Raw genomic sequence first — 22,510 nt, forward strand, 5'->3', positions numbered from 1 at the left:
TGAATATTTTCGTGTTGGTCCAAGTTTATTCCGACCTATTGAAGTTGAATATTCGCTTTGTGATCTAAGTTTTATAAGAGTAAAACAGCAAATGAAAATACTTTATTTAATGCCAAGTTGGGGTCAACCTTCAGAATTGTGGGCATTACGGATGCTAGAGATGTTGCAGGACCATGTGGTACTCGTATGTACAAGAGATAAAGATTTAAAGACTTGCTGGAATGATATACCAGTTTTAGGTTTACAACAATCGCCTTCTGTTTCTGAAAAAATTAAATTTAAATTAAAGATACAAGATAACAAGAACTATGAAGAGGAAAGGCTTTATGAACTTATTAAAAAATTTAAGATTGATTGCCTCTTTGTCCATTTCATGAATGTTGGAGTTTATCTGAAAAATTTAATAAACAGCCTTAACATCCCTACTTATATTCATTGTCATGGCGCAGACATTACATGGGAAATTTCTACGCATCAAAATCCAGATAACAAAATCTATGATGCTGAATATATCAGGTCTATCCTCAACTTTAGTGAAAATGTAACCTTTATAACTAATTCTAATTTTACGAAAAAAAAACTACTAGCTATTGGGATAGATAGTAGTAAAGTTTTTGTGAAATATTTAGGGGTTCCAGTCCCGACAAAGGTACCAGACAAAGATGATAATGGTGAAACTCAAAATACAATACTTTATTTGGGTAGATTAGTAGATTGTAAAGGGCCTGATTTAGTAATTAAAGCGTTCGAACTTGCTTGCTCTAAAGGTTTAGATGCTACTCTTATAATTGCAGGAGATGGGCCTCTGAAGATCACATGTGATTTACTTAGCCGCAGATCTCTTTATGCCAATAAAATAAAAGTAATTGGCGCTGTGGATGCGAAGAGGGGAGAAGAATTACGTGCTAATGCCGATATTTTTACTGCACATAATTGCCTTGGACCACTATCTCATCAGGAAGAAGCCTTTGGAGTAAGTATTATTGAAGCAATGGCAGCTGGTATTCCAGTTGTTTCGGCAAGTAGTGGCGCTTTGTCTGAAACGGTAATTAATAATAAAACCGGTGTCCTGGTTGATCCTGGAGATGTGGAGGCTCATGCTCAGGCTTTTATTAATATTTTAGCAAATAAAGAACTGGCGTTGAGTATGGGTAGAGAAGGCTGGAGAAGAGTAATGGAAAATTTTACTTTTGATCAGGAAAAAAGAAATTTAGTTAAGATTTTGCAATTAAACTGATGTATAGTTTTACTCGAAGAGTAGTTTATTACTATCAGTAACACTTAAATATAATTTTATAACAAATAGAATTTTGTTACTGAGTTTACTGATTAACAAAGCAAATGCAGGTACAGTCTCGTCCTGAGCTTAACTAACTGCTTTAGTTCTAATTAACTCTAATTATGCTTAAAAATAATATATTAGTTTCAACTGTTGTTCGAATTATTAAATTATTACCTGCCAATTTTAAAAGGAAGGCATTTGTAGTTTTCTTCCTGCTTTTTTTGAACTCCATTTTAGAGTTAATGGGATTAGCAGCTATTTTACCTGTAATCATGTTCATGCTGCAGGATAATGCTATAGAGAATAACAAATACCTATTAGTAGTTTATAACTTTTTGGGTATATCCTCGCCTGAACTTTTCTTTTCATTTATTTCCTTAGCCGTCCTGAGCTTAATTTTAGTAAAAAATTTAGCTACTGTGTGGATAGCCAAATATCAATCGGCATTTGCATATTCACTGTATCAATATTTTTCAACTAATCTTTTTAAGTATTATTATAATAAGGGAGCGCTTTATTTTAAAGAAAATAACTCCAGTAAAATCGCTCAGAATATTAACGCCATTCCACTGGACTTTGCGAACACTGTTGTAGTTAACACACTTACAGCGCTTAATGAAATAACTATTATGATGTTAATAGTTATTTCAATTTTGATATATGATCCATTAATTGTATTACTGTTGGTAAGTGTTGTTCTGCCTGTTTTTATTTTATTCTATCGAAAAGTTAAAGATAAGCTGCACGCAATACAGGTAAGCCTTTATAAAATCACTCCTGAAATTAACAAGAATATCTTCCAATCAATCTATGGTTATGTAGATGTTATGATGGCTAATGCTGAGGAAGAATTTAGAAAAAGGCATAGTAATTTAATAGGTAAAGTATTGCCACTGCATATACAGGATAAAGTTTATCAATTAGCGCCAGCGAGAGTAATTGAAACAGCCGTAATTGCTGCGGTTATTTTACTGGCTTTATACGGTGTTTATTTTATTGAGGATAAAAGCCATCTAATTGGGTTAATTTCAATCTTTGCTCTTGCTGCATATCGCATTCTTCCATCGATTAATAAGACAGTTCTGGCCATTATGGGTATAAAGAGCAGGCAGTTTACATTTGATACCGTTAGTCTGGTAAAGGAAAATATCGAATTAAAAGCTGATAATCGTACCGCTAATTTTGCGTTCAGTGATAATATTACTTTATCAAATATCTATTTTTCATATCCTAAAGGTAAAACAGTATTAAATAATATTACTTTAAAAATTAAGAAAGGACAGAAAATCGGTTTAATAGGAAGGTCTGGCTCTGGCAAAAGCACTATTGTAAATTTATTGTTAGGTTTTCTTCATCCAAGTAAAGGAGAACTGTCTGTTGATGGAAAAAAATTAGAGAAAAGTCAACTGGCTGGTTGGCGCTCCTGTATTGCCTATGTACCCCAAGATGTTTTTATGTTGGATGCTACCCTGGCTGAGAATGTTGCCTTTGGTGTTGAAAAAGAACGTATTGATTATGATAGGGTTGAAGGTGCATTAAGGCTAGCCCGATTAGGCGACTTCCTTGAGCAATTGCCTAATAAATTAGAAACCATGATAGGAGATAGGGGCGCCTTGGTGTCCGGAGGGCAAAGGCAACGAATAGGTATTGCGCGGGCCCTTTATAAAAATGTAAATATCCTTGTGTTAGATGAAGCAACAAGTGCACTTGATAATAATACTGAGCAGGAGCTAACGGAAGCTTTAAAAGGGATTTCTGAAACTGGTCTTACTGTAATTATCATAGCGCATAGACTTACTACGCTTAGAGACTGTGATATTATTTACGAAATGGAGGAAGGAAGTATTATTCATTCTTGGAATTATAAGGATTTATTTAATGAAAAGTTAGTGATAAAAGAACAGAATATAAGTCATTAGTGTGATATTCTGTATCTAAGGTTAAAATAGCTTTCTAACTTCTTTTGGTAATTCAAAAAATGTCAAAAAAGAAAATTTTAATAATTCCCACATATTTTCCGACAACCGGATCTCCTTTATCGGGTACGCAGGTATTAGAGCAATCTGAATTAATTCAAGCAGATTATGAAGTAAAAGTTCTTTTTTGTATTAGACAAGATATAACCAGAAAGCGATATTATTTTAATAAGTTAAAGAATCACCTTAGATTAAAGCAATATATATCCTGTTCGGATCAAATTCTTAGTGGTGCATTAGAAAGCAGAGGGTTTTATTATAATTGTGTGATAGGGAATTCTGATGAAAAAAATTTTTCTTTTTGTATACATGCCTATAAAACACTTTTAGAAAATTTAATAACTGAGAATTGGAAACCCGATCTTATTCATGCCAGAACAGCTGAGCATGCTGGCCTTATTGCCTGCCAGCTTTCAGAACATTTTTCTATTCCTTTTATAATTACAGAGAATTGCGCTCTTTTATTTGATCAGACTTTCTCTGTATTTAAGTTCAAATCATATTTCCAGGCAATTGAAAAGGCTTCAAAAGTTGCTTTTGTAAGCAACTACCTGATGAAGTTAGTGCTAATGCATGGAGTAAAGTGCAATACTCATATCATTGGAAATTTGATTGATGAAGGTAGGTTTACAATAAAAAATGAAGTTGAGGAGGCAACAGGAAAGTTCAAAATCCTGATAATCGGCTATAATGCCTATATCAAGGACTTTTTAACTTTTTTTAAAGCTCTCCAATATATAGTGGAACAAGGACATCAGGATATAGCTGTAGATATTATTGTCACCTTTTATTGGTCAGAGGAAAACAAAAATGAATTAATGAAACTAGCAGAAGAGCACAATGTTCTTCAGTACTGTAATTTTTCATATCAGGTGCCCAGAAATGAAATCAGCCGTTTTTTTCAACAAACGGGTGTCTTTGTTTCAACTAGCATCACAGAAACTTTTGGAATAGCTTGCTGTGAGGCTATGTTATGCGGAAAGCCAGTAGTAGCTACTGCTAATGGTGGTATAGATGATTTTATAAGCCCTGAGAATGGCATAAAAGTTCAGCTTAAAGACTTCAAAGCAATCGGAGATAATATAATTAAAATTAAAACAAAAGAATTGATTTTTGATCCCGAAAAAGTCAGAAATTCCATTGTTAAAAAATATGGGAGAGAGGCTTTTACAACAAATTTGAAAAGTCTATACGACAACGTGTTAAGTAATAACTAAACATGAACGTACTTCCTAAATTATTTAATTATCTAAAAAGCCCAGGATACTTAAAAGAGGTTTTATTCTTTAAGATTGAGAAAATACTTACTGAGTTTAATATAAAAAAATCAAAAAAATATAAGCTGGTTATTTTAGATGATATATTTCCACATGCTTTTTCGGCTTTTCGCTTCATTGAGTTTAATTATTATCTGGAACAGATAGATGATTTACATGTTTTTACTACCGGTGACGCGCTGAAAAGTATTCATGAGGAAAAAAATATTTTAGATATTATTTATGAATTTAGCTTAAGTTTTCCTCATCATAAAGGTAAAATAAGCAAGTTTAATCATCATCAGCTAATTTCCGCTGAATTGGCTTATATTGTTTTTTCTGGCAATGTTTTGCCCAGACTGGAGATGCTTGAGAAAAACAATATTCCTTTTGTCTTTACACTTTATCCGGGTTTTGGGTTACGCTTGGATGATCCAGCATCTGATTCTGATCTCCGGCGTATTTTCACCTCACCCAAGTTCAGAAAGGTAATCGTGACCCAGAAAGTAGTCTACGATTACCTTTTAAAGAACAGCCTGTGCCCGGAAGAAAATATTGAATTTATTTATGGTGTGGTGCTTCCTTGCAGTAAGTATTTAGCATCCAACCTTTCTAAAGAACTTTACCCCAATCATAAAATTACGATTGATATTTGTTTCGTTGCAAACAAGCAAATGGAAAAAGGTATTGATAAAGGATATGACGTATTTATAGCGGCAGCCCATCTATTGGCAGAACGATTCGAAAACATCTTTTTCCATGTCGTTGGTCCATACTCAGAAAAAGACATTGATGTCTCGGCTATTAGTAGTAGAATTTTATTTTATGGGAGATTAAAAACGGATGAATTTCCAGGCTTTTATTCCCGTATGGATTTAATTCTATCTCCAAACCGATCAAATATACTAGCAAAAGGAGCTTTTGACGGTTTCCCGACAGGGGCATGTACGGAGGCTGGTCTAAATGGTGTTGCCTTATTTGTTGCTGATGACCTGAATCAAAATATTAAATTTACTAATGGGGATGATATCATAATTATTGAGCCTACAGCAGAGGATATTGTTAAAAAGGTATCTTATTTTTACCACAATATGGAGCAGCTCTATACTATTGCGGGTAAGGGAAAGGAAAAAATAATTGAGATTTATAAGGAAGAAGCACAGCTGAAGCCTCGCTTAAATTTGTTACTTAACAATATTAGAAATAATTAATTTTAATCCTGATTTATGATTAATGTTACTAAAACATATCTCCCGCCAATCGAAGAATATATTCATTTGCTTTATGGTGTCTGGGACAGGGTGCATTTAACAAATAACGGTCCGCTTGCGCTTGAGCTTGAAAAACAGTTAAAGGATTACTTAGGTGTCAAACATCTGTTCTTCGTAAGTAATGGTACCATTGCGCTGCAAATTGCAATCAAAGCCCTGGATCTGAAAGGAGAGATTATTACTACACCATTTTCTTATGTAGCGACTACCTCCAGCATCGTATGGGAGAACTGTAAGCCAAAGTTTGTTGATATAGAACCGGATTCCTTTACAATTGATGCAGATAAGATTGAAAGTGCCATTAATGAGAATACATCAGCTATCATGGCTACGCATGTCTTTGGCATTCCCTGTAATGTAAATAAAATTAAAGCAATAGCTGAAAAGCATAATCTTAAAGTTATTTATGATGCAGCCCATTCTTTTGGGGTGAATTATTATGACACCTCTGTTTTTAATTATGGCGATATTGCCACTGCTAGTTTTCACGCTACCAAACTTTTTCATACAGTGGAAGGCGGAGCGATTGTTACTAATGATGATGATCTGGCCCATAAAATTTCTTATATGAAGAGTTTTGGCCATAAGGGGCAGGAAAGCTTCTGGGGGGTAGGTATCAATGGTAAAAATTCGGAAGTACATGCTGCCATGGGATTGTGTTTGTTATCTAAAATGCCGGATGTTATTCAGGAGCGAAAAAAGCTTTCTGAATACTATGATACCCTCTTAGCGCCTCTGATGTCAAAAGTATACCGGCCGGTAATTCCAGGAGATACTGAATATAATTACGCCTATTACCCGGTTGTTTTTGAAAGCGAAGAAAAGTTGCTGCAGGTAAGGGATAGTCTTAATGCATCCTTTATCTATCCACGGCGCTACTTCTACCCCTCATTAAATACGCTGAATTATATATCAGACCAACCTGCACCGGTAAGTGAGGGTATTTCTTCCAAGATACTTTGCCTGCCATTGTATAATGGGCTTAATGAGAGGGAAATAGAGCAGATTACAACAATAATAGCAGCTGCCATAAAATATTAACTATGTTATTAGCAGGGGCCGGAGGGCACGCCATGGAGTTAGCAGATATTCTTTTAGCTAAAGGATATTTACCGGCAGATTTGGCTTTTTTTGATGATGTTACCAATTATCAGGTAAAAGAATTAAACGGAATAAGACTTATTACCTCCCTGGATGATGCTGAAGCCTGGCTGCAAACCAATAGTAGTTTTGCCTTAGCAACCGGTTCGCCTAAAGTCAGGAAATTACTTGCGCAGAAATTGAGTGCTGTGGGAGGCAAGTTAGATTCTGTTATAGCGCCCTCGTCTATTACCAGCAGGCAAAATGTAAAATTGGGTGCTGGTTTAAACCTAATGAACTTCTGTATGATCTCAGCCAATGTTACTATTGGGACTGGCACGTTGGTTAATGCATACTCTTCAATACATCATGATGTAATTATAGGTGATTTTACGGAGATCGCACCCGGTTGCAGAGTATTAGGAGGTGCGGAAGTAGGTGATAATTGTTTTATTGGAAGTGGAGCAATAATATTACCTAATATAAAAGTTAATTCCGGAGCTATAGTGGGAGCAGGTGCAGTCGTCACTAAGGATGTTGTGTCAGGGGCAATGGTAGCCGGAGTGCCGGCCTTAAGAAAAAAGTAGTAGTGGAAGTTAATTATGTTAAGATTTTACTTTCATTACCACTTTTTTCAAAGATAAGATCACGATTTTTCAATCTATGAAGACATTAAAATCTTTTGTGAAATTTTTTATCAATGAATCTTTTAGGAGAAAAATCATTAGAGAAATACCCATCCGGAAAAGGCAAAATATATACTTAAAAAGTAAGGATGCAACCGGTTCGGGCAAAATAATTATTTTCCTTATTGATGGTGCTGATGAGCGGACAGGTAAAGAACAAGTAACCGGTGGAATTATGTCTATTGCTTCGATCTATGAGGAAACTAATAAATTAAAAGAAGTACACGCCGGCGAAGCTTTTATTTGTACCCATCAATATACAAACTTACTTTTGAAATTTACACAATTTAAGTCGGATGCTGTTATTCTCAGGCTGGAGCAGGTGCTAAAGCATTTCAGTAATGCTAACTCCTTTTTGATCCATGTTCCGGAATTCCTATATCCTTTGTTTATTCATTTAATCTCAGCTGCAAATTATAGAAAATTATTTTCCGGGAAATTATTACACGTTAATATCCTGAACCAGAACATTAAGTTAATGCCACCCGCTGATTTTATCAGAAATAGCAGGAGTTTGTTTCATAAACTAACAATGACAACTGCTCATGAACGTTATTCTACAAGTGAAGTACAGCGTTTGTATGGAATACCGCTGCATAAGTTATCGGTTTATGGCGGTCCTGAACGATATGATTTTGTTCCTTTTGAGCACAAAGAGAATCTGATGATTGTTTCGCCGGATTCACATCCACTGAAGGAACAAGTTTTAAGCGAGTTAACTTTAAAACATCCGGATTTGCAAATTAAGATAATTGAAAAGATGCCCTATGCTGAATACCTGCAACTGATTCGGAGAGCTAAATGGGCTTTAACTTTCGGAGAAGGTCTAGATTATTATTTCTTGGAGACTGTTTTTAGTGGTGGCATCGGCTTTGCAGTATACAACAAGGAATTTTTTACGCCGGAGTTTGAACCTTTAGAAACTGTTTATCCTGATTATGCTGATTTAGCAACTTGTATTGCGCATGATGTAGCCAGATTGAGTGAACCAAATATTTTTAAGTTGGCTAATAAAGCACAATTTGATATTTGCAAGCAGCTTTACAAGCACGATGAATATTTACAGAATATTAAAAGCTTCTATGAGGAGCGCTATACTTTTAATATAGAAGAGTAGAATGAGTTCAGGTAATGTTAATTTACCACTTGTTACAGTGGGAATGGTAACTTATAATTCCTCAAAGTATGTTAGGCATGCTATTGAAAGTGTACTTTCGCAAAGTTATGAAAACCTTGAGCTAGTTATTTGCGATGATTGCTCAACTGATGGAACATGGGAAATCATTAAAAGTTTTAATGATTCAAGAATAAGAGCACACCGCAACTTTAAAAATTTGCGGGAATATCCAAATCGTAATCAAGTTATAGATTTTGCGTTGGGTGAATATCTCATATTTATAGATGGAGATGATATATTGTATCCTCATGGATTAGAATATATGGTGACTATGTTACATGCATTCCCAGATTCGGCAGTTGCTGTTTGCAGACCCTGGAATGAAAAAGTACTCTTTCCTCTTGAGGTGTCACCAATAGAAATTTATAGTTTTGAATACCTTGGGACAGGAATTATGGGCATTAATTTTACCCAAATTCTTTTTAAAACTAAAGCTTTGAAGGAAGTAGGAAGCTTTGATGTTGCTATTAAGACTGGCGATACCCATGTTCAGTTCAAACTAGCGCTTGAAAATAATTTTTTGGTTATAAATGAGGGAAATGCATGGTGGAGGCGAACTGAGGGCCAAGCTTCTGAGGCTGTTCTTAAAAGTCCTACAGGTATAATAGAATCAACAAAATATCGTTTAAAATTTTTACAAGACTCCAGATGCCCGCTTTCACCAAATGAGAAAATGATTGCTGTTAATAACTTATATGGCATATATTATCGAGATATGATAAGGACATTTATTAAAGGGAAATTTTTGGATTCATTTAAAATTTTCAAAGCTTTTCCTTTCTCATTTCCTAATTTGTTGAAAATATTTATAAGAGCCAACTTTAGTTACTGCAACCAGGTAAATGCAGCAAATCCTTTAACAAGTGGTTTGTCTGCCAGCCCCTATTACAGGAGTAAAAAAAGGGTATAATTTAATATGCTTTTAGAAAAATTTGTAAAATATTCCAGGCAACTTTCCTTAAATGATTTTATCCGAAAGGTTCTTTACTTTCTTTTTATAAAGATAAAAGATTTTTTCACACTGTACAGGAAGTTCAAGGCATGGCTTTATTTTAAAAGGTTTGATGTACATTTAGGTGAGGGTATCCTATTCAGAGGCTTAACTTTTAAGGTTAAGGTTGGAAGAGATTTCAGAATTTATGATAATGTAATTTTTGAGTTTAGTAGTAATAGTATGTTTAGTGTTGGCGAACATTGTGTAATATCATATGGTGTATTGATTGCCTGTAATGAATCTATAACAATTGGTGATCATGTACAGATTGGTGAATATTCAAGTGTAAGAGACACTACACATTCTTATAAGAGTACTGATGAGCCAATGAAGTTTCAAAAGGATATTTCTGCTGAAATATCAATAGGGAATGATGTTTGGATAGGTAGAGGATGTATCATTATGCCTGGAACTACTATTGGAAACGGCGTCATAATAGGTTCTAATTCAGTTGTTAAAGGAACACTTGAGGATTATGGTGTATATGCTGGTGCTCCGGCCAGATTGATCAAAAAAAGGATTTTTGAAGTGAATAACTTACAATCATCGCTCGGAATGATGAGTTAATATAGTAAATCTAATAAACAAATTTATCTAAAATCAGATAGTTTCTGAGAAATAATGTTCAAAGTTGCAATAGTTTCAACCCATCCTATACAATATAACTCACCTTTATTTAGAGAATTAGCTAAAGTAGAAAATATTATTGTAAAGGTATTTTTTACTTGGGAGCAGAGCCAGGAAAAAGTTTTTGACCCTAAGTTTAAAAGAGAAATTAAATGGGATATTCCTTTATTAGATGGTTTTGAAGTTGTTTTTTTAAAAAACACAGCGAAAGACCCAGGCTCTCATCATTTTTTTGGTATACAAAATCCAGATGCAGTTCATGAAATAGATCGCTTTTGTCCGGATGCACTTTTGGTTTATGGTTGGAGCTTTATCAGCCATTTAAATATCTTGAGGCATTTTAAAAATAAAATTCCGATTTTTTTCCGTGGAGATTCAAACCTTTTAGATGAAGTCCCTGGGCCTAAACAAATCTTAAGACGTTTACTATTAAAAAAAATATATAAATATGTAGACTACGCATTTTTTGTTGGTGAGAATAATAAAAATTATTATTTAAAACATGGATTAAAAGAAAACCAACTTTTCTGGGTACCTCATACAGTAGATAATAAAAGGTTTGCGGAATCTTCAGTTGACACTGTTCTAGCACGAAAAAATTTAGGCTTACCACTTGAAGGTATAAATATATTGTTTACCGGAAAGTTTGAAAGAAAAAAAAATCCGTTGCTTTTACTACGGGCTTTTAATAGAATCCAAAGAAAGGATATAAATTTAATTTTTGTTGGCAATGGAGAACTTGAGGAAGAGTTGAAGCAAGGCGCAGAAAGTATGGAAAATATTTGTTTTCTTCCTTTTCAAAATCAATCCCATATGCCATTAGTATATAGCAGCGCTGATATAGTTGTTTTACCATCATCTTACAATGAAACCTGGGGGCTTATAATAAATGAAGCTATGGCATGTGGCAAGGCCGTAGTTGTAAGTAATAAAGTAGGTTGTGGAGTCGATTTAGTTAGATCAGGTGAAAATGGATATATTTTTCAGCAGAATGATGCCGAAGATTTGGCAGAAAAAATAGTAAAGTGTATCAACAGCAATAACTTTGAAAAATTTGGTGCGGCATCAGAGGCGATAATTAACAAATGGTCAATAGATGTTGCTGTAGATCTCATGGTTAAGGCTTTTACTAAAGGAAGATGAAAATTTTAATTGTTGGATCTGATTATACCTGGTCAATAGAGAAGTTCTTTTTAAAATACCTTGGTGAAAAAGCAGCCTGTGAAGTTAGTTTATTTCCAGCCCAAAATATTCTTTATAGTTATTTAGCAAAAGGCGCTTTTAATAAAATAAAGCATAGAATAAAGTTTTCATCTATATACTCGAAGATAAATGAACAACTTGTAGAAAAGATTAAAGAGACAAAGCCGGATGTGATGTGGGTATTTAAGGGTATGGAAGTTACTCCTGAAACATTAATGTTTGCTAAAGCTCAGGGTATTAAATTAGTTAATTATAATCCAGATAATCCATTTATTTTTACTGGAAGAGGAAGCGGCAATAAAAATGTTACTGATTCTATTGCCATTTTTGATCAGTACCTGACTTACAGTATGGATATTATGGAGGAGTTGAAAACTATTAAGGTTAATAGCAGACTATTACCCTTCGCTTATGAAATTCCTGTCCATATTTCCTTTGAAAAATTATCTGAAATTGAAGAAGACAACAGAGTATGCTTTATAGGTAATCCGGATAATGACCGGGCAAAGATAATTCAAGCTTTACTGAAAGCTGGCATAGAAGTAGTTATTTATGGAAACGATTGGCATAAATTTACTTCGCATCCAAATGCTGTTCTAAATCAACCAGTTTATGGGGATGATCTCTGGTATACGTTAAGGAAATATCGGGTACAGTTAAATATGCTTAGAAAACATAACCTGACTTCCCATAACATGCGTTCCTTTGAAATCCCTGGTGTAGGTGGTATACAACTTGCACCATATACAAAAGAGCATGCCGTTTTTTTTAACACTGACGAAAATATTTTCTTGTATAACAACACAGAAGAGGCAGTACAAAAAATTAAAACATTATTAAATCTGACTAAACCGGAAGCAGATAAAATAAGACATAGTGCCTATAATAGCTGTGTAGAGCAAGGGTATACCTATAAAGGACGTGCCAGTGAGGTTCATAATATTTTTCAGGAACTATTGTCGTGAAATTAGCTATCATCCATTTTCTGCCTCTGGAAAAGTATCCTCCTGCCATGAACTTTCTGGAATTCTTAGATGAGCAGAACATTCAGGCAAATGTTTGGTCTACTAAGTTAGATGCTGCTTATAATGAATTTTCTACCAGCAACGTTACAATTCACAGGTTGTCCGGTGTTCAGAATAACGAACGCAAAATAATACGACTTCTGAAATACCTGAACTTTAATTTATACGTTCTGTTTAGTTTAATTCGGTACAGGCCTGATAAAATCTTATATTTCGAAACTCTTTCAGGTCTGCCTGCTCTCCTGCTGAAGAAAATCTTCCCTGAACGAGTAAAGCTTTTTGTTCATTACCATGAATACACTTCTCCGGAAGAGTACAGAAATGGTATGTTCTTAAATCGTTTCATCCATTCTATTGAAAAGAAGTTATATAATCTCTTTGATTGGATCTCACATACGAATGAAGTGAGAGCCAGTTTGTTTAAACGTGATGTCGGTTTGAATGATTTGGATGTAAAGATTGTTCCTAATTACCCACCACTGAAGTGGAAACTACAGAGTAAAAGAAATAAATCGAATCAGGGTGCACCACTTAAAATGGTATATGTGGGAGCATTATGTACAGATACCATGTATGTACGTGAAATATGCGAGTGGGTAGTTGCGCAGAATGGTGCTGTACATCTTGATTTCTGGAGCCATAATATCAGTAACAGCGCGGATGTATATTTTAAAGAGGTTTCCTCATCCTGGATTAGTTTGAAAGGTGGCGTTGATTATTACAGTTTACCCAAAGTACTTGCCGAGTATGATATGGGTTTAATTTTGTATATGGGGCACATCCCTAACTATGTGCATAATGCACCCAACAAGTTATTTGAATACCTGGTGTGTGGATTGGATGTTCTTTTTCCGGAGGAACTAAAGGGAACTTATCCCTATATTTGCGAGGCTTTTGCCCCACGGGTGATAAAGGTAAACTTTAATAAATTAGAAGATCTTGATTATAGAACTTTATTAGCCGTTTCCCCGGTTAACAGGAGAGAGATAAATTTCTTTGCTGAAGAAGTGTATAGTACCGTCGTCAGAAGCTTAGAATAAAGCATCGCATAGAGATAAATGAAGCCAAGTATCATATTTGCATATATAATTCTGTTTTTCCTTTTAAGTTTCATCTGGGGCTATGAAGATGCAGGTATTTTTTGTTTGCTGTTGACTGGCTTTACTGTATTTAATTTTATAAAAGAAATAGGAGAAAAAGTTGCGATAAGATCTCTTATTCTTATGATAGCAACATTACAATGGATATTGGGACCCTATCTCAGTTATAATTTTTTGCACCCTTTCGACTATTATTACATGCCTGTACCGCAGGCAGAATATTTTGCGCTTGCTATACCCGGTGTACTTTTTTTTGCAGCAGGTCTTTATGCCATGCAGGACAAGTATGAAAGTGGTAGTCAGATTCTGTCAAATTTAAGACTTTACTTTGAAGGAAAACATTCCATCGGACTATACCTGATTGCAGCCGGCTTCTTTTTCTCTTATGCCGGAAAGTTTATGCCGGCCTCTCTGGCATTCTTTGTTTACCTGCTGGCTAACTTGAAATACATAGGTGCTTTTTATGTATTGTTATCAAACCGAAAAGATAAATACATCTATATCGGTTTAGTACTGTTCTTTTTAGTTGTAGATGCTTTCGCAATGGCTTTGTTCCATGATTTATTATTATGGATGGCTTTCTTGTTTCTGCTGTTTTCGTTAAGTTATAAATTAAGTTTTATAAAAAAAATCTCCGTATTGGGCGCAGGGTTTTTAGTAGCTTTTACCTTACAGGCAGTAAAAGGGGATTATAGAGGGGCTGTCTGGGGAGGGCAGATATCAGAAGAACTGACTAAAACGGATGTGTTGGAATCATCTCTTGAGACTATGCTTGCGGGAGAAGGGCTCTTCTCCGAAAAGAATAATAAAAATTTTATTTACAGGATAAACCAAGGCTGGATTGTAGGCCATATTATGGTTAATACCCCTCAAAATGAACCTTACGCTGAAGGTGAAACCATAAAAGAGGGTATCAAAGCAACCCTGTTGCCAAGGTTTCTAGCTCCTGATAAAGTTTTATCAGGAGGCAAGGATCTTTTTGAAAAGTATTCCGGATTGGAACTAATAGAGGGTACCAGTATGGACCTTAGCCCATTAGGTGAAGCTTATGCAAATTTTGCAACCTCAGGCGGGGCAATCTTTATGTTTTTTCTAGGGCTTTTATATGCTGCAGTACTTTCTCATATCTCAAAATTATCACTAACGACCCCCTCGTTAGTGCTTTGGATTCCGCTACTTTTCCAACAAGCTATAAAAGCAGAAAGTGACATAACTACCGGCATCAATCACATTTTCAAAGCTGCGATAGTTATTTTTTTGGTGTACTGGATTGCTAAGCATTTTTTCAGAACTAAATTATAAGAATTGAAAATTGTATTAACTTACCTTACTGCTTTTAAAGGCCATGGCGGCATAGAAAAGTTTAACAAAGCCTTTATTAAAAGTATTACTAAGCTTGTTCCGTTTAAAGATATTGCTGTAACGGCAGCTTATGATGCTATATCTGAATTTGATGATAAGTATTATGAGAGTGGCAGTTCTATAAAGGGTTATAGCGGAAGCAAAGTATCTTACCTATTATCAACCCTGCGTCTTGCTGTGTCTGCCAATGTGCTGATCATCGGGCATATTAACCTGGCTATTGTTGGTGTTATTGCTAAATGGTTTAACCCTAACTTAAAAATAATTCTTATTGCCCACGGTATTGACGTTTGGTATGAGCTCAGCTGGCTGAAAAAAAAGGTATTAACTGAGGCTAATCTTGTTTTAGCCGTTAGTAGTTTTACCCGGCAAAAGCTTATAGCTAAGCATGGGATTCCGGCTACCAAAATCAAAGTTTTTTCAAATACGCTGGATCCCTATCTACATTTCCCTGCCAGTTTTCAAAAACCAGGCTATCTTTTAGAGCGCTACCAGCTTACGGACCAGCAGCCTGTTATCCTATCGCTTTGCCGTTTATCTGCTAAAGAGGGCTATAAAGGCTATGATACGATTATCGAAGCGCTGCCCCTGGTTGTGCAGGAATATCCTGATCTTAAATATGTGATTGTAGGGAAATACGATAACGAAGAATTTAATCGTGTAAACGCCCTGGCTGCTAAACTTGGTGTAGCCGGTAACGTGATACTGACAGGTTTTGTGCCCGATGAAGAATTGACCGATCATTATCTCATAGGCGATCTGTTCGTAATGCCTAGCCGGGAGGAAGGGTTTGGCATTGTGTATATTGAAGCCATGGCAAGTGGCCTGCCGGTAATTGCCGGTAACATCGATGGCAGTGTAGATGCATTGGATCATGGTAAATTAGGTACTCTTGTTGATCCGACAAATACCAGTGAAGTTGCCGGTGCAATAAAGAAACAACTGGAAATTAAGTTTACTTTTGATCAGAAAAAAGATCTGCAGCGCAGGGTGATAGATAAATTTGGCTTTGATAAGTTTACTGCCAGGCTAAATACAGTTTTAGAAGAAATATAAAAAAAGATATGTGCGGTATTAACGGCATAATTGGCTCTGGATCCATTTCCGGTTTACAGCAGGTGATGGCGAAAATGAATAAAGCTATTGCCCACCGGGGGCCGGATGACAGTGGTATTTTTGAAGAGCATGGCATTGCGCTTGGTCAGAACAGGCTTTCTATCATTGATCTATCTGCTGCCGGTCATCAGCCCATGATCAGTGCAGACGGAAATGAAGTGCTGGTTTTTAATGGCGAGATCTATAATTACCGCGAACTTCGGTCAGAACTGTATGCTTACCCTTTTGCAACGCAAACTGATTCAGAAGTTATACTGGCTGCTTTTAAACAGTGGGGGGGCGGTTGTGTGCACCGGTTAAAAGGCATGTTTGCCTTTGCCATCTGGGATAAGCAGAAGCAGGAATTATTTGTAGCACGCGACCGGCTGGGAATAAAACCGCTTTATTACCACCGATCTGCAGATACTCTTATTTTTTCTTCAGAGATAAGATCTTTGCTTAAAAGCGGGCTGGTTCAAAAAAAGATCAATAAAATAGCGCTTTCCGATTACCTGCGCTACCAGACAGTACATGCTCCTGCAACTATGGTAGAGGGCGTATCCATGTTGCTGCCGGGCCATACCATGACCATTAAAGCCGGAAAGGTCGCTATCCAGCGTTACTGGTCTCCGGAAGAGAATGCTTCTGCCGAAGCTCAGGATAAAGATTACGGGCAGATAAAAAAGGATGTAAAGGAGCTGCTTGCAAAGGCCGTGGAAAGAAGGCTGGTAGCTGATGTTCCTTTCGGCGCTTTTCTTTCCGGCGGGATCGATTCCAGCGTTGTAGTTGGCTTGATGAGTGAAGTGGCTGTCAAGCAGGTGAAAACATTTGCTGTTACATTTGAAGAAGAAGCTTTCAGCGAAGCGAAATATGCAGCAGCTATAGCGCGCAAGTTCAATACGGACCATACTGAGATCAAACTCCGGTCAGATGATTTCCTGGAGCTTATTCCTTCTGCTCTGAAGGCGATGGACCATCCGAGCGGCGATGGCCCTAACACCTATGTTGTTTCTAAAGTAACAAAAGAAGCAGGCATCACGATGGCTTTATCGGGTCTGGGAGGTGACGAGGTATTCGGCGGGTATGATGTTTTCAGGAGATTAACAACTTTAAAACAGTATGCTTGGCTGAACCTGATGCCAAAGCCGCTGAAACGTGTAGCAGGAAAATCACTGGTGAAGTTACGACCTGGGGTGGCTTCATCAAAAATGCAGCAGTTACTTAATGCGGCGTCTTGGAATTTGGAACATACATACCCCATTACACGCCAGATACTATCAGACAGTTTGATAAAAGAGCTTTTAGATAATGACCAGGCACCGCAAGATGCGGTTCAGCAGATTGTGCACGAAAGCCAGGAGCGGCAGGGGAGGAGTTTGCCTTTCCTAAGCCAGATTTCAGTGGCAGAGATGCAGACTTATATGCAAAACACATTGCTCCGTGACACGGACCAGATGAGTATGGCTCATGCCCTGGAAGTGCGGGTGCCTTTTCTGGATCATGACCTGGTGGAGTATGTGTTCGGGGTGCCGGACCAGTATAAATACCCTTCTACTCCCAAAAAACTCCTGGTAGATGCTGTTAGCGATTTATTGCCTTCAGAGATCGTTAACAGGCCTAAAATGGGCTTTACGCTGCCCTGGAAAGAATGGCTGCGGACAGATTTGCGGGGGTTCTGTGAACAAAAAATTAATAACCTAGCCAGACGCGGTATTTTATCGGCTGTTGAGGTACACAAGCTGTGGCAGTCTTTCCTGCAACTGGACCCATCCGTTACCTGGTCGAGAGTATGGTATCTGATTGTGCTGGAAAACTGGTTGGAGGAAAATGGAATCGAATAAGAAGCGAATATTGATAACTATAGACTGGTTTTTGCCCGGCTATAAAGCAGGAGGCCCGATCCGGTCCTGTGCCAATCTTGTGGCGCATCTGCAGGAGGAGTATGATTTTTTTATTCTTACCCGCAATACGGATTATAACTCAAAAGAACCTTACCCTGGAGTAAAACCTGATACCTGGCAGCGGCTGTTCAATGTTAATATTTATTATTTTTCATCAGCATATTTATCCTATAAATCTCTGAAGAAAGTGATAACAGATGTCAGACCGGATGTCATTTACATTAATGGCATCTTTTCACGCTATTTCTCCATCTACCCTCTTATCATCAGTAGGTCGCTTTATACTGAACGTGTACTTGTGGCAGGCAGAGGCATGTTCGCGCCTGGTGCACGGGAAGTGAAAGGAGGGAAAAAGAATCTCTTTTTCAAGATTGCCCGGTTTGTTGGATTGTACCGGAACATTAATTTTCATGCCACCAATGAGATGGAGGCTGGTTATATTAAAGAGGTGCTGGGTATGTCAACACCTGTACTTGTGGCGTCAAATCTTGCGGCAAAGCCAGGAGATAAAGAAAGTGCAGATGGGGTTCGAAAGCTTCCGAATCAGCTTCGGCTGGTAAGTTTCGCTCGTATTTCACCCGAGAAGAATACGCTATATGCGCTGCAGCTACTGGCAAGTTACCAATACGATGGTGAAATTGTTTACGACCTGTTCGGGCAGCTGAATGACTCCGGTTACTGGGCGGCCTGCCAGGAAATCATAAAAAGTTTACCTGCGCATATAGAAGTATCTTATAGAGGGAGTATTGAGAACACCCTTATTCCCGCCACCTTGCAACAATACCATGCCCTCTTCCTGCCTACAAAAGGAGAGAATTTCGGGCACGCTATATTGGAAAGCCTGGTAGAAGGCGTACCGGTTATCATCAGCGATAAAACTCCCTGGAGGAACCTGGTAGAGAGTAATGTTGGTTTCGACCTGCCACTTGAACAGCCGGAGCAGTTCAGAAACGCCCTAAGTGCTATGCTTGCGATGGAGCAGGAGGCCTATGAACAAATGAAGCAGGACTGTAAAGAGTTTGCATTAGCTGTATTAAAGGATGAGGAGGTATTAGAGGCAAACAGGAGCTTGTTCGCCTGATAACGGTAGTGTGGTCAGATCCTGATTCAATGCCACCAATATAGGAAAGCAATTGGCTCGGGCATCTGACTACCTGAACATGAGGAGCTGAGATAATGGTGGATGGTGCAGTTAGAAAATACGTCATGCTTTAGGCAGCCATGATATTAATATGATGTCTGTGCAGCAATTTCTATTGTTTAATAGGAATTGGTTGAAAAGCATTAGTTTTGTACCTGATTATATCTTATAAAAAATCAAACTTATAAAATGAGTAGCAACGGTAATAATATTTTAGTAGAGAACGCAAGAATAGCCGTTATCGGATTAGGTTATGTAGGTCTGCCGCTGGCAATAGAATTGGGCAAGAAATACGATGTACTTGGTTTCGATATCAACGAGGATCGTGTAAACGAGCTAAGCGAAGGACAGGACCGTACACTTGAAGCTAATATTGATGACCTGCAAAAGGTAATTGCTTCAAAGAAAGAAGGAAGAGAAAATAACGTCGGCCTATACTTCTCGGCAGATAAAGAAGAGTTACGTCGATACAACACCTTCATTGTAACCGTTCCTACTCCCATAGATCATTTCAAAGCACCTGATCTTAGACCATTGCTCATGGCATCTGAAATGCTTGGCTCTATCCTGAAGCGCGGTGACCTGGTGATCTACGAATCTACGGTTTATCCAGGGTGTACGGAGGAAGATTGCGTGCCGGTATTGGAAAAGGCTTCCGGCCTGAAGTTCAATAAAGACTTTTTCTGCGGATACTCTCCGGAGCGCATCAATCCGGGCGATAAAATCAATACTTTAACAAAGATCAAAAAAGTAACCAGCGGCTCTACGCCGGAAATGGCTTCCCGCGTAGATGATCTGTACCGCTCCATTATAGAGGCAGGCACGCATAAAGCTGCCAGTATTAAAGTAGCTGAAGCATCGAAGGCAATAGAGAATGCCCAGCGCGACGTCAATATTTCTTTTGTGAATGAGCTGGCGCTGATTTTCGACAGGATCGGGATTGATACGCACGATGTAATAGAGGCTGCTGGTACTAAATGGAACTTCCTCAAATACAAGCCAGGCCTAGTAGGGGGGCATTGCATTGGTGTCGATCCGTATTACCTGGCGCACAAAGCTGAGTCGCTGGGGTACCACCCGCAGGTTATCCTGTCGGGGCGGCGGGTGAACGACAATATGGGGCAGTTTGTAGCCAATAAAGTCGTGAAGCTGATGATCAATAAAGAGCATAAGATCAAGGGTGCCAAAACTTTGATTATGGGTTTCACCTTTAAAGAAAACTGCCCGGATGTACGTAATACCCGCGTTGTGGATATTTATCATGAATTGATACAGTTCGGTATGGATGTGGACGTATATGATCCTTGGGCAGACGCTGATGAGGTGATGCATGAATATGGTATCCGTGTTGAAAAAGAGGTGGATGACTCGGTGATGTATGATGCCATAATTGTAGCTGTGGCCCACAATGAATTCCTCAGTTTTGACTTTAGAAAGTTTAAGCGAAACAATGCTGTAATATTCGATACCAAGGCTTGCCTGGACCGTGACCTGGTAGATGCCCGTTTATAATCGGAAGCAGTTCTTAATTTATTGTCTGAAGCAGGACTTACAGGATTAGTAATTAACAGGATTTGAAGTGTTAATGAATTCTGGCAATTCTAAAATTCTGTAAGTCCTGCTTCAGGTAAATTTATTATTTGCAGAAGGAAAGGTTAGCTATTTTAATCTTTACTATTCACGCTGATTTATGACAGAAGAAGCCTCAAAAAAAGTTGACTTATCCTCTTACGACAACAGCTGGTACTCTCCGGGTGGGACTTCATCCAAACGTATTGTCTGGTTTATCGTGAATGCACTTTTTTTGATAAATCCGCTCAACCCGAGCAGTGGCATTAAAGTTTGGCTGTTGCGTTTGTTTGGTGCCAGAATAGGTAAAGGTGTGGTCATTAAACCGGGAGTAAACATAAAGTACCCCTGGCTTTTACAGATAGGAGATTATGTATGGATAGGCGAAAATGTCTGGATTGATAACCTGACTTGGGTGAAGATAGAGGATCATGTAAGCATATCCCAAGGTGCTATGCTCCTAACTGGCAGCCATGACTATAAGAAGACGACCTTTGACCTGCAGGTCGGGAATATTACGCTGGAGCAGGGCGCTTGGATTGGGGCTAAAGCCACCATCTGTCCAGGTGTTACCTGTGGTAGCCATAGCGTATTAGCCGTTGGTTCGGTAGCTACCCGGAATCTGGAGCCTTACACAATTTACCAGGGTAATCCCGCTATAGCAAAACGCGCACGACAAATTATTTAGGGGGCTTTTCCAAGCTAAGACTGACTTTAATTGAAAATGAAAATTTCTATTGTTACCATTGTTTATAATAACCGCGAAACTATCGCAGATGCTATTGAGTCAGTTTTAAACCAGACTTATCCAGATATAGAGTACATAATTGTGGATGGAAATTCAAATGATGGCACAGTAGAAGTGATAAAAAGTTATGGTAGTAGGATATCAAAGTTTGTTTCTGAAAAAGATAAGGGCCTATATGATGCTATCAATAAAGGTATCGGTCTTGCTACGGGTGAGGTAATTGGTTTGCTGCACTCCGATGATATTTTTTTCAGCAACGAAACTATTACCCATGTCGCGGATGCTTTTAAAGAGTTTAATACAGACAGCATATACGGGGATCTACTATATGTGAAGAAGGATGATATATCCAAAGTAGTGCGAAATTGGGTATCTGGCTGCTATAAACGAGAAAATTTTCTGTTTGGCTGGATGCCACCACATCCTTCTTTTTATTTAAAGAAAGCCTGCTATCAAAAGTACGGTTTATATAATACAGATTTTAAAAGTGCTGCAGATTATGAACTGATGCTGCGTTACCTGTTCAAATACAAGATAAGTACAGCCTATTTACCTGAGATCCTGGTACGTATGCGTGTAGGTGGAAAGAGTAATGTAACATTAAAAAACAGAGTTATAGCCAATAATGAAGATAATAAAGCTTGGCGTATAAATGGGTTAGAGCCAAAATTTTATACCCGATTTTTGAAGCCGCTTCGCAAGTTGGTGCAATACATAAAGTAATGATATGATCATATATTGAATTTTTTCATATTTAATAAGAATATCGCCCTTTTTACTATTTTTATTAAAAGACTTACCTAATACTGTGAATAAGATTTACTTTCCTAATCTTAATGGACTTAGATTTATAGCCGCATTTGTAGTGATTATCCATCACATGGAACAAATTAAAAGTCTCTTAGGATTGCAAAATTATTGGTCAAATCCTTTTATTTCTGTAGTTGGAAAATTAGGTGTTGTATTATTTTTTGTGTTGAGTGGTTTTTTAATTACTTACTTGCTTTTAGTAGAAGA

General features: G+C 37.5%; 20 protein-coding genes. All 20 read left to right on the forward strand.

Annotated features, from left to right (window positions below; all coding sequences use genetic code 11):
- The first annotated feature begins 91 nt into the window (after positions 1–91).
- Entirely contained in the window at positions 92–1,237 is a 1,146-nt protein-coding gene (locus DCW36_RS12305; RefSeq protein ID WP_114781591.1) for a glycosyltransferase family 4 protein, read from the forward strand.
- 164 nt (positions 1,238–1,401) lie between these two features.
- Positions 1,402–3,201, forward strand: coding sequence for an ABC transporter ATP-binding protein (locus DCW36_RS12310; RefSeq protein ID WP_114781592.1), 1,800 nt, complete (start codon positions 1,402–1,404; stop codon positions 3,199–3,201).
- Between the two features lie 59 nt (positions 3,202–3,260).
- Complete coding sequence (locus tag DCW36_RS12315; protein ID WP_114781593.1) at positions 3,261–4,475, forward strand: glycosyltransferase; 1,215 nt, start codon at positions 3,261–3,263, stop codon at positions 4,473–4,475.
- Between the two features lie 2 nt (positions 4,476–4,477).
- Positions 4,478–5,725, forward strand: coding sequence for a glycosyltransferase family protein (locus DCW36_RS12320; RefSeq protein ID WP_114781594.1), 1,248 nt, complete (start codon positions 4,478–4,480; stop codon positions 5,723–5,725).
- A 15-nt stretch (positions 5,726–5,740) separates the two neighbouring features.
- Positions 5,741–6,826 (forward strand): DegT/DnrJ/EryC1/StrS family aminotransferase, encoded by a 1,086-nt coding sequence (locus DCW36_RS12325; RefSeq protein ID WP_114781595.1) that lies wholly within the window; start codon positions 5,741–5,743, stop codon positions 6,824–6,826.
- Positions 6,827–6,828: 2 nt separating this feature from the next.
- Entirely contained in the window at positions 6,829–7,452 is a 624-nt protein-coding gene (locus DCW36_RS12330) for an acetyltransferase (RefSeq protein ID WP_114781596.1), read from the forward strand.
- Between the two features lie 76 nt (positions 7,453–7,528).
- A complete protein-coding gene (locus DCW36_RS12335; RefSeq protein ID WP_114781597.1) occupies positions 7,529–8,668 on the forward strand; it encodes a hypothetical protein in 1,140 nt (379 codons plus the stop codon).
- Between the two features lies 1 nt (position 8,669).
- A complete protein-coding gene (locus DCW36_RS12340) occupies positions 8,670–9,638 on the forward strand; it encodes a glycosyltransferase family 2 protein (protein ID WP_114781598.1) in 969 nt (322 codons plus the stop codon).
- A gap of 6 nt (positions 9,639–9,644) precedes the next feature.
- A complete protein-coding gene (locus tag DCW36_RS22875) occupies positions 9,645–10,289 on the forward strand; it encodes an acyltransferase (protein ID WP_114781599.1) in 645 nt (214 codons plus the stop codon).
- Positions 10,290–10,343: 54 nt separating this feature from the next.
- Positions 10,344–11,492, forward strand: a complete 1,149-nt coding sequence (locus tag DCW36_RS12350; RefSeq protein ID WP_114781600.1) for a glycosyltransferase family 4 protein — start codon at positions 10,344–10,346, stop codon at positions 11,490–11,492.
- Positions 11,489–12,517, forward strand: a complete 1,029-nt coding sequence (locus DCW36_RS12355) for a CgeB family protein (RefSeq protein ID WP_114781601.1) — start codon at positions 11,489–11,491, stop codon at positions 12,515–12,517. Before DCW36_RS12350 ends, DCW36_RS12355 begins: the two co-directional genes overlap by 4 nt.
- Positions 12,514–13,617, forward strand: coding sequence for a glycosyltransferase family protein (locus DCW36_RS12360; RefSeq protein ID WP_114781602.1), 1,104 nt, complete (start codon positions 12,514–12,516; stop codon positions 13,615–13,617). Before DCW36_RS12355 ends, DCW36_RS12360 begins: the two co-directional genes overlap by 4 nt.
- A gap of 18 nt (positions 13,618–13,635) precedes the next feature.
- Positions 13,636–14,979 carry a hypothetical protein gene (locus tag DCW36_RS12365; protein ID WP_114781603.1) on the forward strand — a complete coding sequence of 448 codons (1,344 nt, stop codon included), beginning with the start codon at positions 13,636–13,638 and terminating at the stop codon, positions 14,977–14,979.
- A gap of 3 nt (positions 14,980–14,982) precedes the next feature.
- Entirely contained in the window at positions 14,983–16,095 is a 1,113-nt protein-coding gene (locus tag DCW36_RS12370) for a glycosyltransferase family 4 protein (RefSeq protein ID WP_114781604.1), read from the forward strand.
- 8 nt (positions 16,096–16,103) lie between these two features.
- Positions 16,104–17,975 (forward strand): asparagine synthase (glutamine-hydrolyzing), encoded by a 1,872-nt coding sequence (gene asnB, locus DCW36_RS12375; RefSeq protein WP_114781605.1) that lies wholly within the window; start codon positions 16,104–16,106, stop codon positions 17,973–17,975.
- Between the two features lie 10 nt (positions 17,976–17,985).
- Positions 17,986–19,116, forward strand: coding sequence for a glycosyltransferase (locus DCW36_RS12380; protein ID WP_164891117.1), 1,131 nt, complete (start codon positions 17,986–17,988; stop codon positions 19,114–19,116).
- 249 nt (positions 19,117–19,365) lie between these two features.
- Entirely contained in the window at positions 19,366–20,688 is a 1,323-nt protein-coding gene (locus DCW36_RS12385) for a nucleotide sugar dehydrogenase (RefSeq protein WP_114781607.1), read from the forward strand.
- A gap of 178 nt (positions 20,689–20,866) precedes the next feature.
- Positions 20,867–21,433: a WcaF family extracellular polysaccharide biosynthesis acetyltransferase gene (locus DCW36_RS12390; RefSeq protein WP_114781608.1), complete on the forward strand. Its 567-nt coding sequence runs from the start codon at positions 20,867–20,869 to the stop codon at positions 21,431–21,433.
- A gap of 36 nt (positions 21,434–21,469) precedes the next feature.
- Positions 21,470–22,216 (forward strand): glycosyltransferase family 2 protein, encoded by a 747-nt coding sequence (locus DCW36_RS12395; RefSeq protein ID WP_114781609.1) that lies wholly within the window; start codon positions 21,470–21,472, stop codon positions 22,214–22,216.
- Between the two features lie 85 nt (positions 22,217–22,301).
- On the forward strand, positions 22,302–22,510 hold a 209-nt coding region (locus tag DCW36_RS12400; RefSeq protein WP_164891118.1), incomplete at its 3' end, for an acyltransferase family protein.

The sequence above is a fragment of the Botryobacter ruber genome, assembly GCF_003347595.2.
In the GTDB taxonomy this organism is placed as follows: Bacteria; Bacteroidota; Bacteroidia; order Cytophagales; family Hymenobacteraceae; genus Pontibacter; species Pontibacter ruber_A.

Excerpts from the sequence above, each read along its gene's own strand:
- DCW36_RS12305 (WP_114781591.1), top strand. The coding sequence starts at position 92 with ATGAAAATACTTTATTTAATGCCAAGTTGGGGTCAACCTTCAGAATTG.
- DCW36_RS12310 (WP_114781592.1), top strand. The coding sequence starts at position 1,402 with ATGCTTAAAAATAATATATTAGTTTCAACTGTTGTTCGAATTATTAAA.
- DCW36_RS12315 (WP_114781593.1), top strand. The coding sequence starts at position 3,261 with ATGTCAAAAAAGAAAATTTTAATAATTCCCACATATTTTCCGACAACC.
- DCW36_RS12320 (WP_114781594.1), top strand. The coding sequence starts at position 4,478 with ATGAACGTACTTCCTAAATTATTTAATTATCTAAAAAGCCCAGGATAC.
- DCW36_RS12325 (WP_114781595.1), top strand. The coding sequence starts at position 5,741 with ATGATTAATGTTACTAAAACATATCTCCCGCCAATCGAAGAATATATT.
- DCW36_RS12330 (WP_114781596.1), top strand. The coding sequence starts at position 6,829 with ATGTTATTAGCAGGGGCCGGAGGGCACGCCATGGAGTTAGCAGATATT.
- DCW36_RS12335 (WP_114781597.1), top strand. The coding sequence starts at position 7,529 with ATGAAGACATTAAAATCTTTTGTGAAATTTTTTATCAATGAATCTTTT.
- DCW36_RS12340 (WP_114781598.1), top strand. The coding sequence starts at position 8,670 with ATGAGTTCAGGTAATGTTAATTTACCACTTGTTACAGTGGGAATGGTA.
- DCW36_RS22875 (WP_114781599.1), top strand. The coding sequence starts at position 9,645 with ATGCTTTTAGAAAAATTTGTAAAATATTCCAGGCAACTTTCCTTAAAT.
- DCW36_RS12350 (WP_114781600.1), top strand. The coding sequence starts at position 10,344 with ATGTTCAAAGTTGCAATAGTTTCAACCCATCCTATACAATATAACTCA.
- DCW36_RS12355 (WP_114781601.1), top strand. The coding sequence starts at position 11,489 with ATGAAAATTTTAATTGTTGGATCTGATTATACCTGGTCAATAGAGAAG.
- DCW36_RS12365 (WP_114781603.1), top strand. The coding sequence starts at position 13,636 with ATGAAGCCAAGTATCATATTTGCATATATAATTCTGTTTTTCCTTTTA.
- asnB (WP_114781605.1), top strand. The coding sequence starts at position 16,104 with ATGTGCGGTATTAACGGCATAATTGGCTCTGGATCCATTTCCGGTTTA.
- DCW36_RS12385 (WP_114781607.1), top strand. The coding sequence starts at position 19,366 with ATGAGTAGCAACGGTAATAATATTTTAGTAGAGAACGCAAGAATAGCC.
- DCW36_RS12390 (WP_114781608.1), top strand. The coding sequence starts at position 20,867 with ATGACAGAAGAAGCCTCAAAAAAAGTTGACTTATCCTCTTACGACAAC.
- DCW36_RS12395 (WP_114781609.1), top strand. The coding sequence starts at position 21,470 with ATGAAAATTTCTATTGTTACCATTGTTTATAATAACCGCGAAACTATC.